The 14,843-nt window shown below is 65.3% G+C and carries 18 protein-coding genes and 1 pseudogene; 12 read left to right on the top strand and 7 right to left on the bottom strand.

Annotation, left to right across the window (positions count from 1 at the left end):
* From AC1MCD_RS17075 to allB, 3 genes and pseudogenes are all read left to right on the top strand, one after another.
* Positions 1 to 258 (top strand): annotated as a pseudogene (locus AC1MCD_RS17075) (cupin domain-containing protein); the annotation flags it as partial.
* A 249-nt stretch (positions 259 to 507) separates the two neighbouring features.
* Complete coding sequence (locus tag AC1MCD_RS17080) at positions 508 to 999, top strand: hypothetical protein (protein ID WP_498673566.1); 492 nt, start codon at positions 508 to 510, stop codon at positions 997 to 999.
* Between the two features lie 163 nt (positions 1,000 to 1,162).
* A complete protein-coding gene (allB, locus tag AC1MCD_RS17085; protein ID WP_498673568.1) occupies positions 1,163 to 2,506 on the top strand; it encodes an allantoinase AllB in 1,344 nt (447 codons plus the stop codon).
* Between the two features lie 62 nt (positions 2,507 to 2,568).
* On the opposite strand, the gene AC1MCD_RS17090 is transcribed toward allB, so the two are convergent.
* The gene (locus AC1MCD_RS17090; protein ID WP_498673571.1) at positions 2,569 to 3,342 is read right to left on the bottom strand and encodes an oxygenase MpaB family protein; all 774 of its coding nucleotides are present in this window, start codon (positions 3,340 to 3,342) and stop codon (positions 2,569 to 2,571) included.
* Positions 3,343 to 3,597: 255 nt separating this feature from the next.
* On the bottom strand, positions 3,598 to 3,828 hold the full coding sequence (locus AC1MCD_RS17095; protein WP_498673573.1) for a hypothetical protein: 231 nt from the start codon (positions 3,826 to 3,828) through the stop codon (positions 3,598 to 3,600).
* On the opposite strand from AC1MCD_RS17095, the gene AC1MCD_RS17100 reads away from it, so the two are divergent.
* The 3 genes from AC1MCD_RS17100 to AC1MCD_RS17110 all read left to right on the top strand — a co-directional run bounded on the left by AC1MCD_RS17100 (position 3,827) and on the right by AC1MCD_RS17110 (position 5,037).
* A complete protein-coding gene (locus AC1MCD_RS17100) occupies positions 3,827 to 4,279 on the top strand; it encodes a helix-turn-helix domain-containing protein (protein WP_498673574.1) in 453 nt (150 codons plus the stop codon). The two genes, AC1MCD_RS17095 and AC1MCD_RS17100, sit on opposite strands and share 2 nt — an antisense overlap.
* A 108-nt stretch (positions 4,280 to 4,387) precedes the next feature.
* On the top strand, positions 4,388 to 4,822 hold the full coding sequence (locus AC1MCD_RS17105; RefSeq protein ID WP_498673577.1) for a hypothetical protein: 435 nt from the start codon (positions 4,388 to 4,390) through the stop codon (positions 4,820 to 4,822).
* On the top strand, positions 4,822 to 5,037 hold the full coding sequence (locus tag AC1MCD_RS17110; protein ID WP_498673579.1) for a helix-turn-helix transcriptional regulator: 216 nt from the start codon (positions 4,822 to 4,824) through the stop codon (positions 5,035 to 5,037). Before AC1MCD_RS17105 ends, AC1MCD_RS17110 begins: the two co-directional genes overlap by 1 nt.
* Positions 5,038 to 5,141: 104 nt before the next feature.
* On the opposite strand, the gene AC1MCD_RS17115 is transcribed toward AC1MCD_RS17110, so the two are convergent.
* Both AC1MCD_RS17115 and AC1MCD_RS17120 read right to left on the bottom strand, forming a co-directional pair.
* On the bottom strand, positions 5,142 to 6,194 hold the full coding sequence (locus AC1MCD_RS17115) for an LLM class flavin-dependent oxidoreductase (protein ID WP_498673581.1): 1,053 nt from the start codon (positions 6,192 to 6,194) through the stop codon (positions 5,142 to 5,144).
* 92 nt (positions 6,195 to 6,286) lie between these two features.
* Positions 6,287 to 7,294 carry a metallophosphoesterase gene (locus tag AC1MCD_RS17120; RefSeq protein ID WP_498678395.1) on the bottom strand — a complete coding sequence of 336 codons (1,008 nt, stop codon included), beginning with the start codon at positions 7,292 to 7,294 and terminating at the stop codon, positions 6,287 to 6,289.
* 305 nt (positions 7,295 to 7,599) lie between these two features.
* Here AC1MCD_RS17120 and AC1MCD_RS17125 point away from each other — a divergent pair, with 305 nt between their 5' ends.
* Together AC1MCD_RS17125 and AC1MCD_RS17130 are read left to right on the top strand one after the other, a co-directional pair.
* A complete protein-coding gene (locus AC1MCD_RS17125; RefSeq protein WP_498673583.1) occupies positions 7,600 to 7,884 on the top strand; it encodes a DUF427 domain-containing protein in 285 nt (94 codons plus the stop codon).
* 174 nt (positions 7,885 to 8,058) lie between these two features.
* Entirely contained in the window at positions 8,059 to 9,030 is a 972-nt protein-coding gene (locus AC1MCD_RS17130) for a matrixin family metalloprotease (RefSeq protein ID WP_498673584.1), read from the top strand.
* Between the two features lie 3 nt (positions 9,031 to 9,033).
* On the opposite strand, the gene AC1MCD_RS17135 is transcribed toward AC1MCD_RS17130, so the two are convergent.
* Positions 9,034 to 10,617 (bottom strand): HNH endonuclease signature motif containing protein, encoded by a 1,584-nt coding sequence (locus tag AC1MCD_RS17135; RefSeq protein ID WP_498673586.1) that lies wholly within the window; start codon positions 10,615 to 10,617, stop codon positions 9,034 to 9,036.
* Between the two features lie 245 nt (positions 10,618 to 10,862).
* Between AC1MCD_RS17135 and AC1MCD_RS17140 the strand changes: the two genes are divergently transcribed.
* Positions 10,863 to 11,435, top strand: coding sequence for an MOSC domain-containing protein (locus AC1MCD_RS17140; RefSeq protein ID WP_498673588.1), 573 nt, complete (start codon positions 10,863 to 10,865; stop codon positions 11,433 to 11,435).
* A gap of 19 nt (positions 11,436 to 11,454) precedes the next feature.
* Here AC1MCD_RS17140 and AC1MCD_RS17145 read toward each other — a convergent pair whose 3' ends face one another.
* Together AC1MCD_RS17145 and AC1MCD_RS17150 are read right to left on the bottom strand one after the other, a co-directional pair.
* Positions 11,455 to 11,826 (bottom strand): VOC family protein, encoded by a 372-nt coding sequence (locus AC1MCD_RS17145; RefSeq protein ID WP_498673590.1) that lies wholly within the window; start codon positions 11,824 to 11,826, stop codon positions 11,455 to 11,457.
* Between the two features lie 265 nt (positions 11,827 to 12,091).
* Positions 12,092 to 12,568: a MarR family transcriptional regulator gene (locus AC1MCD_RS17150; protein WP_498673592.1), complete on the bottom strand. Its 477-nt coding sequence runs from the start codon at positions 12,566 to 12,568 to the stop codon at positions 12,092 to 12,094.
* A gap of 342 nt (positions 12,569 to 12,910) precedes the next feature.
* Here AC1MCD_RS17150 and AC1MCD_RS17155 point away from each other — a divergent pair, with 342 nt between their 5' ends.
* Genes AC1MCD_RS17155 through AC1MCD_RS17165 form a run of 3 tightly spaced genes read left to right on the top strand, consistent with a single transcriptional unit; the run spans position 12,911 to position 14,807 of the window.
* Complete coding sequence (locus AC1MCD_RS17155) at positions 12,911 to 13,774, top strand: hypothetical protein (protein WP_498673593.1); 864 nt, start codon at positions 12,911 to 12,913, stop codon at positions 13,772 to 13,774.
* On the top strand, positions 13,771 to 14,202 hold the full coding sequence (locus AC1MCD_RS17160; protein ID WP_498673595.1) for a phage holin family protein: 432 nt from the start codon (positions 13,771 to 13,773) through the stop codon (positions 14,200 to 14,202). The genes AC1MCD_RS17155 and AC1MCD_RS17160 overlap by 4 nt, the downstream gene beginning before the upstream one ends.
* Entirely contained in the window at positions 14,199 to 14,807 is a 609-nt protein-coding gene (locus tag AC1MCD_RS17165) for a DUF3618 domain-containing protein (RefSeq protein ID WP_498673597.1), read from the top strand. The genes AC1MCD_RS17160 and AC1MCD_RS17165 overlap by 4 nt, the downstream gene beginning before the upstream one ends.
* Positions 14,808 to 14,843 lie beyond the last annotated feature (36 nt).

Genomic DNA, 14,843 nt, shown 5'->3' on the forward strand with positions numbered 1-14,843 from the left:
CACGACATGCACGTGAACATCGTGACGTTCCAGCCAGGCGGCGTGATCCCGTTCCCGGAAACGCACGTGACGGAGCACGGCCTGTACGTCCTGGAGGGGAAAGCGATGTACCTGCTCAACACGGACTGGGTGGAAGTGGAGGCCGGCGACTTCATGTGGCTGCGCGCCTTCTGCCCACAGGCCTGCTACGCCGGCGGTCCTGGCCAGTTCCGCTACCTGCTGTACAAGGACGTCAACAGGCAGGTCCGCCTCACCTGAAACGAAAAAACGGGCAAAAAGGTCGCAGCCCCCTAGCGCCCGGACAAACACAGGCGGAGCATTTAAGTACCGGATCCCACCACTAAAAATGAATCCGGGGTGAAGCCCCCCGCTCACTCGGGGCGTGCTGATTAAAAATGGGACGGGCAGGCCGCGGCCGCCATACAGACAGAGAGCGCGACGCGTGCTTTGTTGCGCGGCTTTAGGCTGCCCAAAAAATAGTGAATCGCATCCTTTCAGGAGCAAAAAATGTCTAACACTTCAACAATGAAAACCCGTTCAATCAGGGCAAGGATCGCCTTGGTTCCGGCCCTCTCATTGAGTCTGCTCGGAGGTTCCGCGGCAATGGCTGCCCCGGCCCAAGCTGACTACGATCATGACTCAATACGAGGCTGTACCGTCAAGCCCTTGAAGCCAACGGACGAACGGGGCATCTGGGTTAACTTCAAGATCAGCGTGAGATGTGATGACGGAAAGACTGTCCACATCAGGCAGGCACGCTACGAGGCTGATCGCGGCCGCGATACTTTCCTGGGTCGCGACTACTTTGTGCGCGATGTGAAGGGCTACAAGACAATAGACAGCCTTGACAAAGTCCCGCCGAACCTCGACCGCCACGGCAGCGAAGAGGTCTATCACGTGATTTGGTTCGCGGTTGAGGACGGCCACGGCAAGCTGGAGTGGTCCGGCCCGAAAACGAGCGAAACTTTGAGGTACGTCAACGCGCATTACGACCGGTAACTGCCGATCCACGTTGTTCACATCCAGTCCTGAGCCAGAGGCACACGCCCCTGGCTCTTCACTGCACAGGGCAGGGAGCGGGCGGCGGTCACGGAGACGGCCACCATGGAGCCCTACGCTTTGAATAGTCCGGAAGGAAATGCCCGCACACAGGAGGATCTCTATGTCCGACGAACCCTATGAGCTTGTGGTTCGTAGCGAGCGGATCCTCACGCCAGCCGGCATCGCACCCCGTGAAGTGGGAGTCCGCGGCGGCAGGATCGCTGCCGTTGAACCTCTCGGCAGCGGCCTCGTTGGCGCTGAGTTGATCGAGCTCGCCGACGACCTAACTCTCATCCCCGGCCTCGTGGACACGCACGTCCACGTCAACGAGCCGGGCCGCACGGACTGGGAGGGGTTCGCCTCCGCGACCCGCGCCGCGGCGGCCGGCGGCGTAACCACCATCATCGACATGCCGCTGAACTCCATTCCGCCCACCACCTCCGTGGACGCCCTCAAACTCAAGCGCGAGGTGGCCGAGGACCAGGCTTTTGTGGACGTGGGGTTCTGGGGCGGCGCGGTTCCGGGCAACATGGCGGCCCTGCGTCCGTTGCATGATGAGGGCGTCTTCGGTTTCAAGTGCTTCCTGCTGCCCTCCGGCGTGGACGAGTTCCCCTATCTGGAGGGAGCCGAGATGGAAGCGGACATGGCCGAGCTGAGGTCCTTTGATTCGCTGATGATCGTCCATGCTGAAGACCCGCACGCTATCGAGAGTGCCCCGCACCGGGGCGGCGTCCATTACTCCAGCTTCCTGGCCTCCCGCCCCCGCGGCGCCGAGAACAAGGCCATCGCCGAGGTCATCGAACGGGCGCGCTGGACCGGTGCACGTGCGCACATCCTGCACCTCTCGTCGTCGGACGCGCTGCCCATGATCGCCACCGCAAAGCGCGACGGCGTCAAGCTCACCGTGGAGACGTGCCCGCACTACCTCACGCTGATGGCCGAGGAAATTCCGGACGGTGCCACCGCGTACAAGTGCTGCCCGCCCATCCGGGAGGCCACCAACCGCGAGCTGCTGTGGCAGGGCCTGCAGGACGGCACCATCGACTGCATCGTCTCGGACCACTCACCCTCCACCCTGGACCTGAAGGACCTGGAGAACGGTGACTTCGCCGTGGCCTGGGGCGGCGTGTCGTCGCTGCAGTTGGGCCTGTCCCTGGTGTGGACCGAAGCCCGGCACCGCAGGATCCCGCTGGAGCAGGTCGTATCGTGGATGGCCGAGAAGCCGGCCGCCCTGGCCCGCCTCACCACCAAGGGCCAGGTGGCTTTGGGCTACGACGCCGATTTCGCCGTCTTCGCCCCGGACGAGGCGTTCGTGGTGGACGTCACCAAACTCAAGCACAAGAACCCCATCACCCCCTACGACGGCAAAGCCCTCTCCGGCGTGGTGCGACGCACCTACCTGCGCGGCAGCGTGGTGGACGGGAAAACGCCCACCGGAAGGCTGCTCCGCCGCGGCGGCGTCTAAGACCCTGCACGTTCCTTGCCCGGCAGGTTCCTTGCCGGCACGGGTCCCTGCCCGGCATGTTCCTATGCTGTGCGGAGCCGGGCGAGGCAGTAGTTCTTGGCGAAGTGCCTGACTTGCCGCGGCAGCCGTGGATACACCAGCGCGGACCAGCGGGTGGTGCGGTCGAACAGGCGGCTGTGGCGCTCGCTCCACGGCAGGCCGTAGCTGCGGCGAAGGTGGTCCGGCAGGAGGCCGGCGGTAATGAACCGGATCAGCGGTATGCTGACCCGCAGCCACAGCGGCCCTGCTGGCGGGTATAGGAGCTGGCGGCCCACCCCGGCCGTGACGGCGTCGAGTTCGAGCGACTGCAGGCGCGAATCCCAGTAGGTACTGAAGGCTGCCCGGTCCGCTGGCCACAGCTCTGGCGGAAGCTGCAGGACGGTGCCGATCCTCGCATAGTCGTGGTACATCAGCTCCGCGGTTTCATCGTCCAGCGGGCCGTAGATCTTTTCGTAAACGGTAACCGAGGTGTCATACAGCGTTGCCACTACCCATAATTGCGCCTGCGCGTCGAAGGCGCTGTAGCCGTGGGCGGCGGTGTCGGGTTTGCGGCGAACCGCGGCGTGGGCACGGTTTACGCTGCGGCGGACCGCCACGATCTGCTCCTCGGTCCCGTACAGCACGGCGTAAAAATACGTGACGGTGGCGCGGAAACGGTCCAGCGGCCGGGCAACAAAGTCGCTGTGCTCAGCCACGCCGTGCCCCACGGCCGGGTCCGCGATCTGGAGCAAAATGGCGCGCCCGGCACCCGCGAGCAGGACACTTTCTGCTCCGATATCGGCCAGGTTGTGCACCATCACCACACGATACCGGCAATCCCCGCGGGCGGAAACAGAGTCCAACGTCCCTCAATGGGAGCCGGCCCCCTCCCGTGGCCCCGCCGCCGTCGTTCGGTCGGTCCGGTTCGCGCGGTCCGGTCCTCCTGTTCGGGTCCACCTGGTCCGGTTCTCGCCGTTCGGTTCTCCTGGTCCGGGTCCTCCCGGCCCCGTCCCTCCGGTCCCGTCCCTCCGGTCCTGTTCCCCTGGTCCCGTTCCCCTGGTCCCGTCCTCCGATCAGTCCCGCAGCGGCGTCCAGCCCACCGGACGCGGGCCACGGATATCGGCCCTGCGCTGGTCAGCTGCCGCCGACCATCCTTGTGCGGCCTGGGCGCCGGATCCACCCACCGGCCCGCGGGCCACTCTGAACCCGACGTCCTCCAGGACCGCCCTGCTGGAACAGTCCGCGCGCGGGATCGAATTCCTGGGCCGGACGGCCGAGGACGCGGCGGCGGCCATCGAGGCCATGGGTGTTTCCACCGGGCTGGCGCGGCTGCACCATCTCCTGGAACTGTTTGCGGTGCTTTCGCGTGCGCCTCAGGAGGAGCGGCGCTATCTGGCGGAGGAAAGGTTCAGGCCCCAGCTGGATGGCCAGGCCGCGGCCGTGGTGGATATCGTCCTTGAGTATGTCTTCAGCAACCATGCCGGCAGTGTGAAGATGTCCGAGGCGGCTGCCCTGGTTGGCATGCCCGAACCGACATTTTCGAAATACTTCAAACGTGCCACCGGGCAGAATTTCAGCGACCTGGTCCGCAAGCTTCGACTCGCCCATGCCCGGCGCCTGCTGGAGCACAGCGACAAAGCCATCTCGGACATTTGCTACGAAGTCGGATTCTCCAACCTCTCCAACTTCAACAGGCACTTCCTGAACGACGCCGGCGAAACGCCCCGACAGTACCGGCAACGGACCCAAGGCTGACCAGCGCAGCGGGCAGCGGCAGAATGTAAAGCATACTTGACCGTAAAGCGTGCTTGACGCATGATGAACGGACTGCAGGATCCGACATCGCCGTTCAAGGGGACCGCCATGACAAGCACGGCCCAGAAGTCCCGCGCCCCGATCACCGCCTGGGCCGCGACTGCCGCCCTCAGCGTGGCCCTGTCATTTGGTGCGGCAGCCGCGATTGCCCGGTTGCTCTATCCGGACGGCTTCGCCGTTGCGTTCTGGGTCTTCGGTTTCTCACTGCTCGGACCGTTCGCTGCACTGATGTGGCTGCTCATCATCTCCCGCTTCACGGTGCAGGTGGAGTCCCATGCTGAACAGGGCGTCGAGACGTCATGGCTTCACCAGGCCGGATTCGGCGCCCTGACCGATGTTTTTCTTCTGGCCGGAGTGGGCAGCGCCATCCTTGGCCTGAGCGGCCTTCCCCTCAGCGGAACGGCTGCCCTGATGGGCGCCGCCGTCCTCGCGGCAGGCAGCCTGGGCGTGCGGTACAGCATCCTTCGCCACCGCAACTCCTGATGGAGAACAACATCGCAGGGCTGCGGGCCGCCGCCGGATTGTCTCAAGCGGCCTTGGCGGAGCGCGTGGGGGTATCGCGGCAAACCATCATTTCGATCGAGCGCGGCAGGTTCGACCCTTCGCTGCCGCTGGCCTTCCGGCTGGCCAGGACATTCGACCGCACCATCGAGGACGTGTTCAGCTACAGCGAAGCACCGGAAACAGAGGTGGGATAGGCGGCGGCGGGACCTTGGGTTCCAGCGGTTGCTGCGACACGCATAGTTTTAGGGCTCCACCGACCGCGCCGCCCCTGACCAGGAAATCGTCAGTTTCCGTTGCGTTAGGCGACTCCGACGCCCAGCTCCCGGTTGACGGCGGGCATGATTTCGGTGGCGAGCAGCTCGATGGAGCGGGCGGTTTCCGCGAACGGAAGGCCGCCGAGACCGATCTGCGCCATGTAGCGGCTGTTGCCAAGGGTCTGGTGGATTTGGAGGAGCTTTTCGATGACCTGCTGGGGGCTCCCCACCAGCAGTCCGCCGCCCGGATCGCTCCAGTCATCGAACGTGGAGCGCGGGAAATGGTCCACGTTGCGCGGCATGTTCTGCTCGAAGTACGCCCGGTAGTGCGGGTAGAAGGTGTCGCGCGCCTGCTGGGACGTGGCCGCGGCGTAAAAGTGTCCGCCCACGCCCACCGGCAGGGCGGCGGCGTCGTGCCCTGCTTCGTCGGCGCTGTGCCGGTACAGCTCGGCCAGGCGGCGGAAGCGCTCGGGGCCGGAGAGCAGGGCGATGAACAGCGGGAGTCCGAGCCGGCCGGCCCGGGCGAAGCTGGCGGGTGTCCCGCCCACGCCCACCCACACGGGGAGCTTTTCCTGCAGGGGCCGGGGTGCGATGTCCATGCCGGGAATGCTTTGGGTCAGGCTGCCCTTCCAGTTCAGCACCGCGTTGTCGCGGAGTTCGAGGAGCATGCGCAGCTTCTCGTCGAACAGTCCGTCATAGTCGGCGGTGTCGTGGCCGAACAGCGGATAGGACTCGATGAAGGCGCCGCGGCCGGCAATGATTTCGGCACGGCCGTCGGAGATGAGGTCCAGGGTGGCGAACTGCTCAAAGAGCCGCACGGGGTCCTGCGTCGACAGCACGGTCACCGCCGTGCTGAGCCTGAGATTGGTGGTTTCCCGGGCGATCGCTGCCAGCACGATTTCCGGAGCCGAGAGGGCGAAGTCGTGCCGGTGGTGCTCGCCCAGGCCGAGGAAGCCGAGGCCTGCCTGGTCCGCCAGCTTCGCAAGCTCGATAAGCTCCTTGAGCCGCTGATGCGGCGATAGGGCGCTGCCGGTGTCGCTGCGGGTTAATTCGCCGAAAGTAAAGATGCCAAAGTCCATAATTGCTTGAACATTCAAGTTAGAGGATCCATTCCCGAGGCAGGTTTCGGACGGGAAACGAAAGCGGACGACGGCGGGAGGCGCCGCCGTCGTCCGCTCCTCCGCAGCGATTACCCGCTGAACGGGACCTTCTCCCAGGACAGGACCTCGCCGTCCTTTGAGCTGTTCGGAGCGACACTGAACTTCACGTAGTTGGTGGCGTTGACGGATCCGTCCACGGTAATGCGCTGCAGCTGGTCGGCGGCGGTGCCCTGGCCGTAGACGGCCAGCCACGGTGAGCCGGCGGCCAGCGGCTGGTTTTCGGCGTAGACGTGGCTGTCACCGTTGATGAGGTAGACGGGGCCGTCGAAACGGTTGCTTTCGTCGATGATGGTCTGGACAATTTCGCGGAACCCGGAGACTGTCTCCGGGTTGGCCACGGCTGAGTCGAGCAATGCCGGATCGAACATGTCGGCCTGGGTCATCAGGACCACGGCGCGGTCGTTGCGGCGGGTGGCGTCACTGAAGGTGGCGCGGATCTGCTCCAGGTCGGCCGCCGTCCGGTGCTCCACTTCGGCCAGCTGCTCAGGTGTGGCAGCCGTTTCGCCCAGGCCGGTCCACGGCTGGAGGGAGTTGTTGCTGCCCTGGACGTTCACTACGGAGAAGGCCACACGGTTCTGCGTGAACCGGACGTTTTCGGGCAGTCCGAGGCCTTCCTGGCTCTTGACGGGCATGGTCTCGCCCAGCGTCTTGCCGGGTTCGTTGAAGAAGATGTCGCGCAGCTTGTCCAGCCGCTCCAGCGGGTTGTAGGCGCCGTTGTTGGTGCGGTGGCAGTCCACCCATTCGTTGTCGCCGGGGGTGAAGACCAGCGGGTGCTGGAAGCTGTCGAACTCGGTGCGGATGTCTTGGAAGTATTCGTCGGAACAGACGGATGACCCGTTCTTGATGTCCCCCACGTGCGCGACGAACTTCAGGTCGGTGTCGGCGTTGATGTCCTTGATTCGTGCAGGGAACTTGGCGATTTCAGCGTCGCCGTACGGGATGTCGCCGATGACCCCGAAGCTGAACGCCTTGTCATTCGAAGAGACACTGGCGGCGGAAGGAACAGCGGGCCCGGCGGCGAGTCCGGTCGCGGACATAAGTGCCACTAGGGCGGTGACGGTGCTTCTTACGAACACAGTGGTACTCCTCGGTCCAGTCATTGGCTGCTCAGGTGACCGGGGAATCCCCTGGTATTGCGCTGAGCGGGTGCGTTAACAGCCTGCATGTGGTGGACGACCGTCGCGGGGCTACACGGTTTCCGGGCCATGAACAGAAGCTGTCGTGGTGGCCTGCTGCCTATGCAGGTCACGTGGGTTCGGGAACAAGGCGCAGTGCCGACGACGTTGGCATAGCTAACGACGGGCCCGCACCGATTGGGCAGCGCCTTACAGAGAGGAACCACATGGTCAAGGCTGTTTGGAACGGAAAAGTCATTGCCGAGTCTGAAGAGACGGTGGTGGTAGAAGGCAACCACTACTTCCCCCGCGACGCCGTCAACGCCGGCTACCTCAGGGACAGCGAGCTGTATTCCGTCTGCCCGTGGAAGGGCCAAGCCAGCTACCACACGCTGGAAGTGGACGGGAAGTTGAACGTCGATGCCGCTTGGTACTACCCGGAGACCACACCGCAGGCGAAACCCGTCGAAGGCCGCATCGCCTTCTGGCGCGGCGTAACCATCGTGGAATAACGCGGCACACAGGCAAGCCGACGACGGCGGGAGACGCCGGCGTCAAGCGGCGTGAGTGCCGGCGTCGGCGGCGTTAGCGCCGGCGTCAGCTCCGGCGTCAAACGGCGTAAGTGCCGGGCATTATGCTGATCTGACCATCAATGGAGATGGGATAGGCGGCACAAGGGGGAACTAGTGGGATCGAATTCTGGCGACGACGGCCTCCCGCCGCTTCGGCGTTCGCCCAGCGGGCGCGTTCCGCAGTGGGTGATTGACGAGGCGCTGGGGAAGTTGCAGGCTCCGGATCCCTGGCGAGGTCCCCCGGTTTCGCAGATCTCCGCCAGGAGGACAGCTAAGGAAAGGAAGATCCGCGGGCGAAGGTGGAGAAAGCGGTCCACCACGATTCTGGGCATCGCTTTGGTAGCGGGGCTCTACTTCACGCCGGCTCTCTTCGATCGGTACGTGCTGCCCGCAGCCATGCCGTACCTGCCAGGCGCCAAGGTGCCGCCGCCTGGTTTTGAGGCGGCGTCCGCCCCGCTCGGACTCCCGCCGGCCTCCAGCGGATCGACGGCCTACGTCCTGCAACAGTCGCCGGACCCCGGCCAGCGTTTTGTTGCCTACGACCCCTGCCGCCCCGTGCACTACGTGGTCCGGCCCGACAATGCCCCGCCAGGAACCGAGCACGTTATCGAACAGGCGGTGTCCTTGGTCTCCGCTGCTTCCGGGCTGCAGTTTGTGTATGACGGAACCACGGCCGAGGCGCCGTCGAAAACACGCGAAACGTACCAGCCTGACCGCTACGGCAAGCAATGGGCGCCGGTGCTCATTGCCTGGTCCACGCCGGAGGAAACACCTGACTTGGCCGGGAAAGTTGCGGGAACCGGGGGCAGCGCGTACGCCCACATTCCGGGTGAACCCTACGTTTTTGTCGCCGGCCAGGTGACACTTGACGCACCGGGTCTCGCGGAGATCCTCGCCCGTTCCGACGGCTCCCTACTGGTCCGTGCCATCGTCATGCACGAACTGGCGCATGTCCTGGGCCTGGACCACGTGGACGACCCCACGCAACTGATGCATGAAGAGAACAGCGGGCAGTTCGACTTTGGCGCCGGTGACCGGGCAGGACTGGCCCTCCTGGGATCCGGGGCGTGCGTCCCGCGGCTGTGACCGTCAGGCGAGGGCATGGAGGAACCGCTCCAGGCCCTCTTCCCCCAGGGATAGCCCGGTGTGGACGAAGTCCGGGTAACTGGCCGGATGACCGTCCAGATGTCTGGCCCGGTCACCGTCCGGGTAACTGACCGGGTGACCGTGCGGTGATCCTTCCTTCGATTCTTCATACGGTTTGGCTTGGTGGGGCCGGTGGGGTGGTTCCCAGTCCTGGTGTTCGCTCTTGTAATGCCTGCCCGAGGGTGAGATCCAGCCGGGTGGTTCGTTTTTGGTGGCCGGGGTGGGTTTCCAGGAGCTGGTATGTCTGAGGCGGTGGTGCTTGGGGCACGGCTGGCCCAGATTCGCTATGCCGGTGGTTCCGCCCTTGTGCCAGGCGAGGAGGTGGTCCGCTTCGTTGTCCAGGGACTGGTTGGAACAGCCCGGGAACGGGCACTTGCCGTCCCGCAGCCGCAGCCATTGCCGCATGGCTTTGGTGAGCCGGTAGCTGGTGCGGCCGATCTCCAGCGGCGCCCCGTCCCGGGGGTCAACCAGGACCCGGTAAAACGAATCGGCGCCGTTGGCCACGAGGTCCCGGGCCATCGACGCCGGGATGGGGCCGTACCCGTCCAGCATGGCCGGCTCCTCGGTGGCGCCGAGCAGGGAAAACACCGGGACCGTCACCAGCACCTGGGCCCGCGGCGGCGGGACCTGCCCCGGATCATGTTCTGCCGGGTCGCCACTGCCGACCGGGTTGCCGCCGCCGGGCGGGCTGCCGCTGCCGCTGCTAACGGGGTTGCCGCTGCTGAGGAGGGCGGTGGCGAAGGCGTCGGCCCGGAGTTGGGTGAGGGTGCGGGGTTCGTCGGGGCCTTGTAAACCGCGGGCGATCGCGGTGGTGCGGTTCCAGATTGCGACCGCCTGGTCCGCGGGGAGGTACGCCGTGAGCCAGGCCATCCCGTCCTGGTCCGGGCAGTACTCCACCCGCCGGTCCAGGACACCCTTGGCGTGGCGCTTTTCGATGCTCTCGGTGTGGTGGCGTTCGCGCCAGGTGCGGGCCCGGTGCCGGAACCGGGACGCCGGCATTTCGCCGGCGGGACACCCACTGGCTGAGCCCGGCGAGTCCGGGTCCAGAAAGTGGGCCTCCAGCGCAGCGGCGCCGGCCCGGTCAAGGGTGGCGGCTTCGTCCGCCATGACCCGCGCGTGCTGCCACGAAATAACACCGTTCTGCAGGGCGGCCAGGGTCAGCGGCAAGGTAGTGGTCAGGGCGTGGGAAACGGCCAGGAACGTACCCGCCGCCCGCTCACCGATGGTCAGGGCACACGCAACCTCCGCCGTGACTGCCATCTCCTGGGCCTGTACCGAAGCATCCGGAGGTGCTGCGGCCCGGGCAACATCCGCGTACTTCACGGCAGCCCCGGCCTTCAAAGCAGCCATCTGCGCATCCGCTGCCGCAGCACCGGCCAGAATATCCAGGCAATCCCCGCACAATCCCTGCAACGGATCGCCCTCCGCAGAAAGACCACCAGAACCGGGTTCGTTCACCACGCCGGTGAGCACAGAAACGGCCGCGGTGATGTCCGCAAACGCCTTCGACACTGCCGGGTTGCTCATGTAGCCATCATGACAAGGGGGTCTGACATTTAAGGGGGACAGCTGTTTGTTCGCGGCGCCGGGCGGACCCACGGATTGGATGCCGCCGCTCTGGCCCGCCGTCGCGCCGGGTCTTCCTCCTCGAAACCGGGGCCTGGCGGGCCGCGGCTGTGACGCTGTGGGGCGGACGGCCCCCAGAACTGACGTCCCGCCGTCGTCCATCTTCCGCACGTGCCGCGCGCCGGCGGTGGGGCTAGCGTGGAAGCATGACGGAAACCTTTCGGTACGACGTGGAAATCCTGCATCTGCTGGTGTCCCCCGCGCATGCCTACTTCGGCCGCGCACGCGAAGGGGCGGCGGATGTCCCCACCACGGATGCGGAAAGTGTCGAACTGGTGGCGGGCAAGGGGATCGTCGGAGACCGGTTTTTCGGTAAGGCCGCGCACATGGACGCCGCCGTTACCCTGATTTCGATTGAGGCACTCGAAGCGATGGCGGCGGAGCTGGGTGCCCCACTGTTCGATCCGCTGCTGACCCGCCGCAACATTGTCCTCCGCGGCGCTCAGCTGGCACCACTGATTGGCGGGGACTTCGCACTGGAATCTGGCGGGCAACTAGTGCGGCTTAAGGCCGGCCGACCCGCGAACCCCTGCACGTGGATGGACCAGATGCTCGCGCCAGGCGCCCACAAAGCGATGCGGGGACGCGGTGGCGTGCGCTGCCAGCCGCTCTCGGACGGGATCCTGCACCGCGGGCCGGCTGTGCTGGTCAGCCCGGTGCCGCTGGAGCCCCACCGGGCCGGCGAGGCCACGATGTTGCGGGCGTCAAGGCTGCCCTAATGCGGTTCGGGGAACCGGGTCAGACGTGCTGATCGACCAGCACCGGGTTCCCGTCCGGATCCACCACGATGAAGCTGGCCGGCCCGGTTGTGGCTTCATCGGCCTCGGACACAAACTCGACGCCCTGGGACTTGAGTTCCTTCTGAAGGTCCCGCACATCGGTAAAGGAGCCGAGCGCCTCGGCGTTCTGGTTCCAGCCCGGGTTGAACGTGAGCATATTCTTCTCAAACATCCCCTGAAAGAGGCCGATCACCGTCTCGCCGTTCTTCAGGATCAGCCAGTTTTGGGTGACGTCACCACCGAAGCTGGTGAAGCCGAGTTTCTCGTAGAACGCTGCTGACGCCGCAATGTCCTTGACTGTGAGGCTGATCGAAAAGGCGCCGAGCTGCATGGGTCACTCCACTTCCAAAGGGGACGAATGCTCCGATAATACCCACCTCAGAGCCAAGGATCCCGGGGTGCCTTGGCGTACTACTTCCGGGCGAATCCCAAGGGATAAAAGCGATGGCGACAATGACGAAGCAGCAGCTTCATAGGAGTGCGGCGCGCCGCGCGCCTACGGCTGCATCTTTCGGGCAACACAAAACGGACGACGGCGGGGGTTGCGCGCCGTCGTCCGTTTCGTGTTCAGCCGTGAATGCAGGTACATGGTTAGGTCACTCGTTGATCCATTGACGGGGCATTCCTGAGGTTGAATGGGGTGCGGTGGATGCGGGGCTCTGCAGGCTGTCCACGAACCTGGTGAGCTCCTTACGAAGTTTTAGCCATCCTTGTGTGTCCGAGGGGAAGGCGTTGGCCTGCGCGTCACGCGCGGACTGCAGGAGGGCCCGGCCGGCGTCGGTCAGCGCAATGGTCAGCTGACGCCGGTCCCGCGGATGGCGTGTCCTCGTGACCAGCCCCGCGCCGTGGAGCCGCTCCAGGACCCTGCCGATGGTCTGGCTCTTGACATGGATAGCGGTGGCCAACTGTTCCTGGTTGAGTGGGCCGCCGGCGAGACCGCCCATGGCAATAGCCGCGGCCCGGGTGAGTCCCAAGGGAGCCAGGGCCTCGTCTTGGCGGCGCTGCAACAACCGTGCCGCCAAAACGAGGAGTCGGTATCCATCCCGGATATCGCTTTCTGAATTGCTCTTCATCTGAACCGTCCTTGCCTCTGACGTTCACACGACGCAGTGACGTCGATGCTGTCTTTGCCTACGACGGCGGAGCACGCCGTAAGCGGATTACGCATGGTTCGCGCCACTACCATAAGCATGCTTATCATCCACTTGGCAAGCAGGCTTGCAATTCCCGCTAACTAGCACTCCCCTCCCCCGCCAAAACGCCCGCCCGGGAAAAACCAGCCCTTGCAAAGTAGATGGCAAGTGTGCTTAGTATCGATTAGTAACCTTGCTTACTATTCGTTCCGAGCCGGCACCGCTGGCACTACTCGCCAGAGTGAACCATCAAGAACGCGATCCATCAGAAAGAGAGCGACAATGACTGAGAACCAATGGCCCCAGACATCCCCGTCGACCCTCGACCAGTACGGCGACCCGGCCCCGGCCACGACTGCCGGAACGCCGGGTGGCTCGGCTTCAAAGGCCGACGCGGCCAAGACGGAAGCCTCGGAGGTGGCAAATCAGGCAGCTGGCGCAGCCCAGGACGTTGCACACACCGCTAAGGCGGAGGCTGCCAATGTGGCCACCGAAGTGAAGACGAACGCCCGGGATCTCCTCCACCAGGCCAAATCCGACCTCACCAGCCAGGCAGGAACGCAGCAGCAGAAGGTAGCCAACGGCCTCCGCTCAGTTTCGGACGAACTGCACGCCATGGCGCGGGCATCGGACCAGCCAGGCGTGGCGTCGGACCTTGTGCGCCAGGCTGCCGAGCGTTCCTCCTCCGTTGCTGCCTGGCTTGACGGCCGGGACCCCGGATCCCTGTTGAGCGAAGTCCAGACTTTTGCACGCCAGCGTCCCGGCACCTTCCTCCTTCTCGCTGCAGGCGCGGGCGTGCTGGCAGGACGGCTGGGCCGCAGCCTGCAGGCTGGCGCCCCCGCTTCGACCGGAACCCCCAGCCCCGCAGTGCAGCAGCCCAGCTACCCTGCGGCATATCCCACCACCGCACCTGGTGCGACGGCCGGGGTTGGTCAGCCGTTCTACGACGAACCGGTCGTGGGCCGGCCCGGTGTGGCCGAGCCCGGACTGACCCAGGCCCCGTACGGCGAGCCCGCGTTCGGTCAGCCGGCCTACGGCGAGCCTGCGTTCGATGAGCCCGCGTTCGGTGAGCCTGCGTTCGGTGAGCCCGTGCGGCCTTCAACGGCCGCAGACCCGTCCGCCGAAGGGGAAGGACGCCACCTGTGAGTAGCCAGATTCCGGAGCCTCCCGCGTCGGCGGCGCACGTGAAGGCGGATAACACCTCGTTGGGTGATCTGCTCGGGGAGGTCACCCGTGACCTGTCCACCCTGATGCGCCAGGAAGTCGAACTCGCCAAGGCCGAACTGAAAGACTCAGCCGGCAAGGCAGGCAAGGGCGGCGGCATGCTCGCCGGCGCCGGCGTCGCCGGACACTTCGTCCTGCTGTTCCTCTCCATCGCCCTCTGGTATGCCTTGGGCGAGCTGATGGGGCTCGGCTGGTCCGCCGTCGTTGTCGCCCTGATCTGGGGCATCATCGCCGCCGTGCTGGCCTCCATCGGCCGCAAGGAACTCAAAGCAGTCAAGGGCCTGCCCCAAACCACGCAAACACTCTCAGAAATCCCCCCAACCCTGAAACCCGGTGAGGTAAAACGATGAGCGACAACCCGGACGCAATCCGTTCAGACATTGAAGCAACCCGCGCCCGCCTGGGCACCAACGTTGACGCCGTGGCAGACAAAGTCACCCCGTCCAACATCGTCCACCGCCAAACCGACAAAGTGAAGGAAGCGGTGTTCGGAGTGAAGGAGAAAGTCATGGGCACCACAGATGACCTGACAACCCGCGCCCACACCGGGGTGCACACCCGCACCGATCACGCCGGGAACGCTCTGCACGACGCCGGCGCCGCAATCGGTGACGCCCCGCACCAGGTCAAAGCCAAGACCCAGGGCAGCCCCATGGCCGCAGGCCTGATCGCGTTCGGCGCCGGGCTGCTGCTCTCGGCCCTGATCCCCGCCAGCGAAAAGGAACGCGAAGCAGCAGACGCGCTCAAAACCGCCGCCGAACCCATGACCACCGAGCTGACCGAGGCCGCCAAAGACATGGCCGAAGGCCTGAAGGAACCCGCCCGCGAAGCCATGGACAACGTCAAGGCAACCGCCACCGACGCTGCCGAAAACGTCAAAGCCGAAGGCCAAATAGCCGCAGCCGACGTCAAAGACCGCGCCACCGACGCCAAGGACAACGTCCAAAACACCTAAGCTCAACTAGAGCCGTCCGGGGCCGTCCTTCCACTG

Source organism: Arthrobacter sp. BF1, from assembly GCF_056680215.1.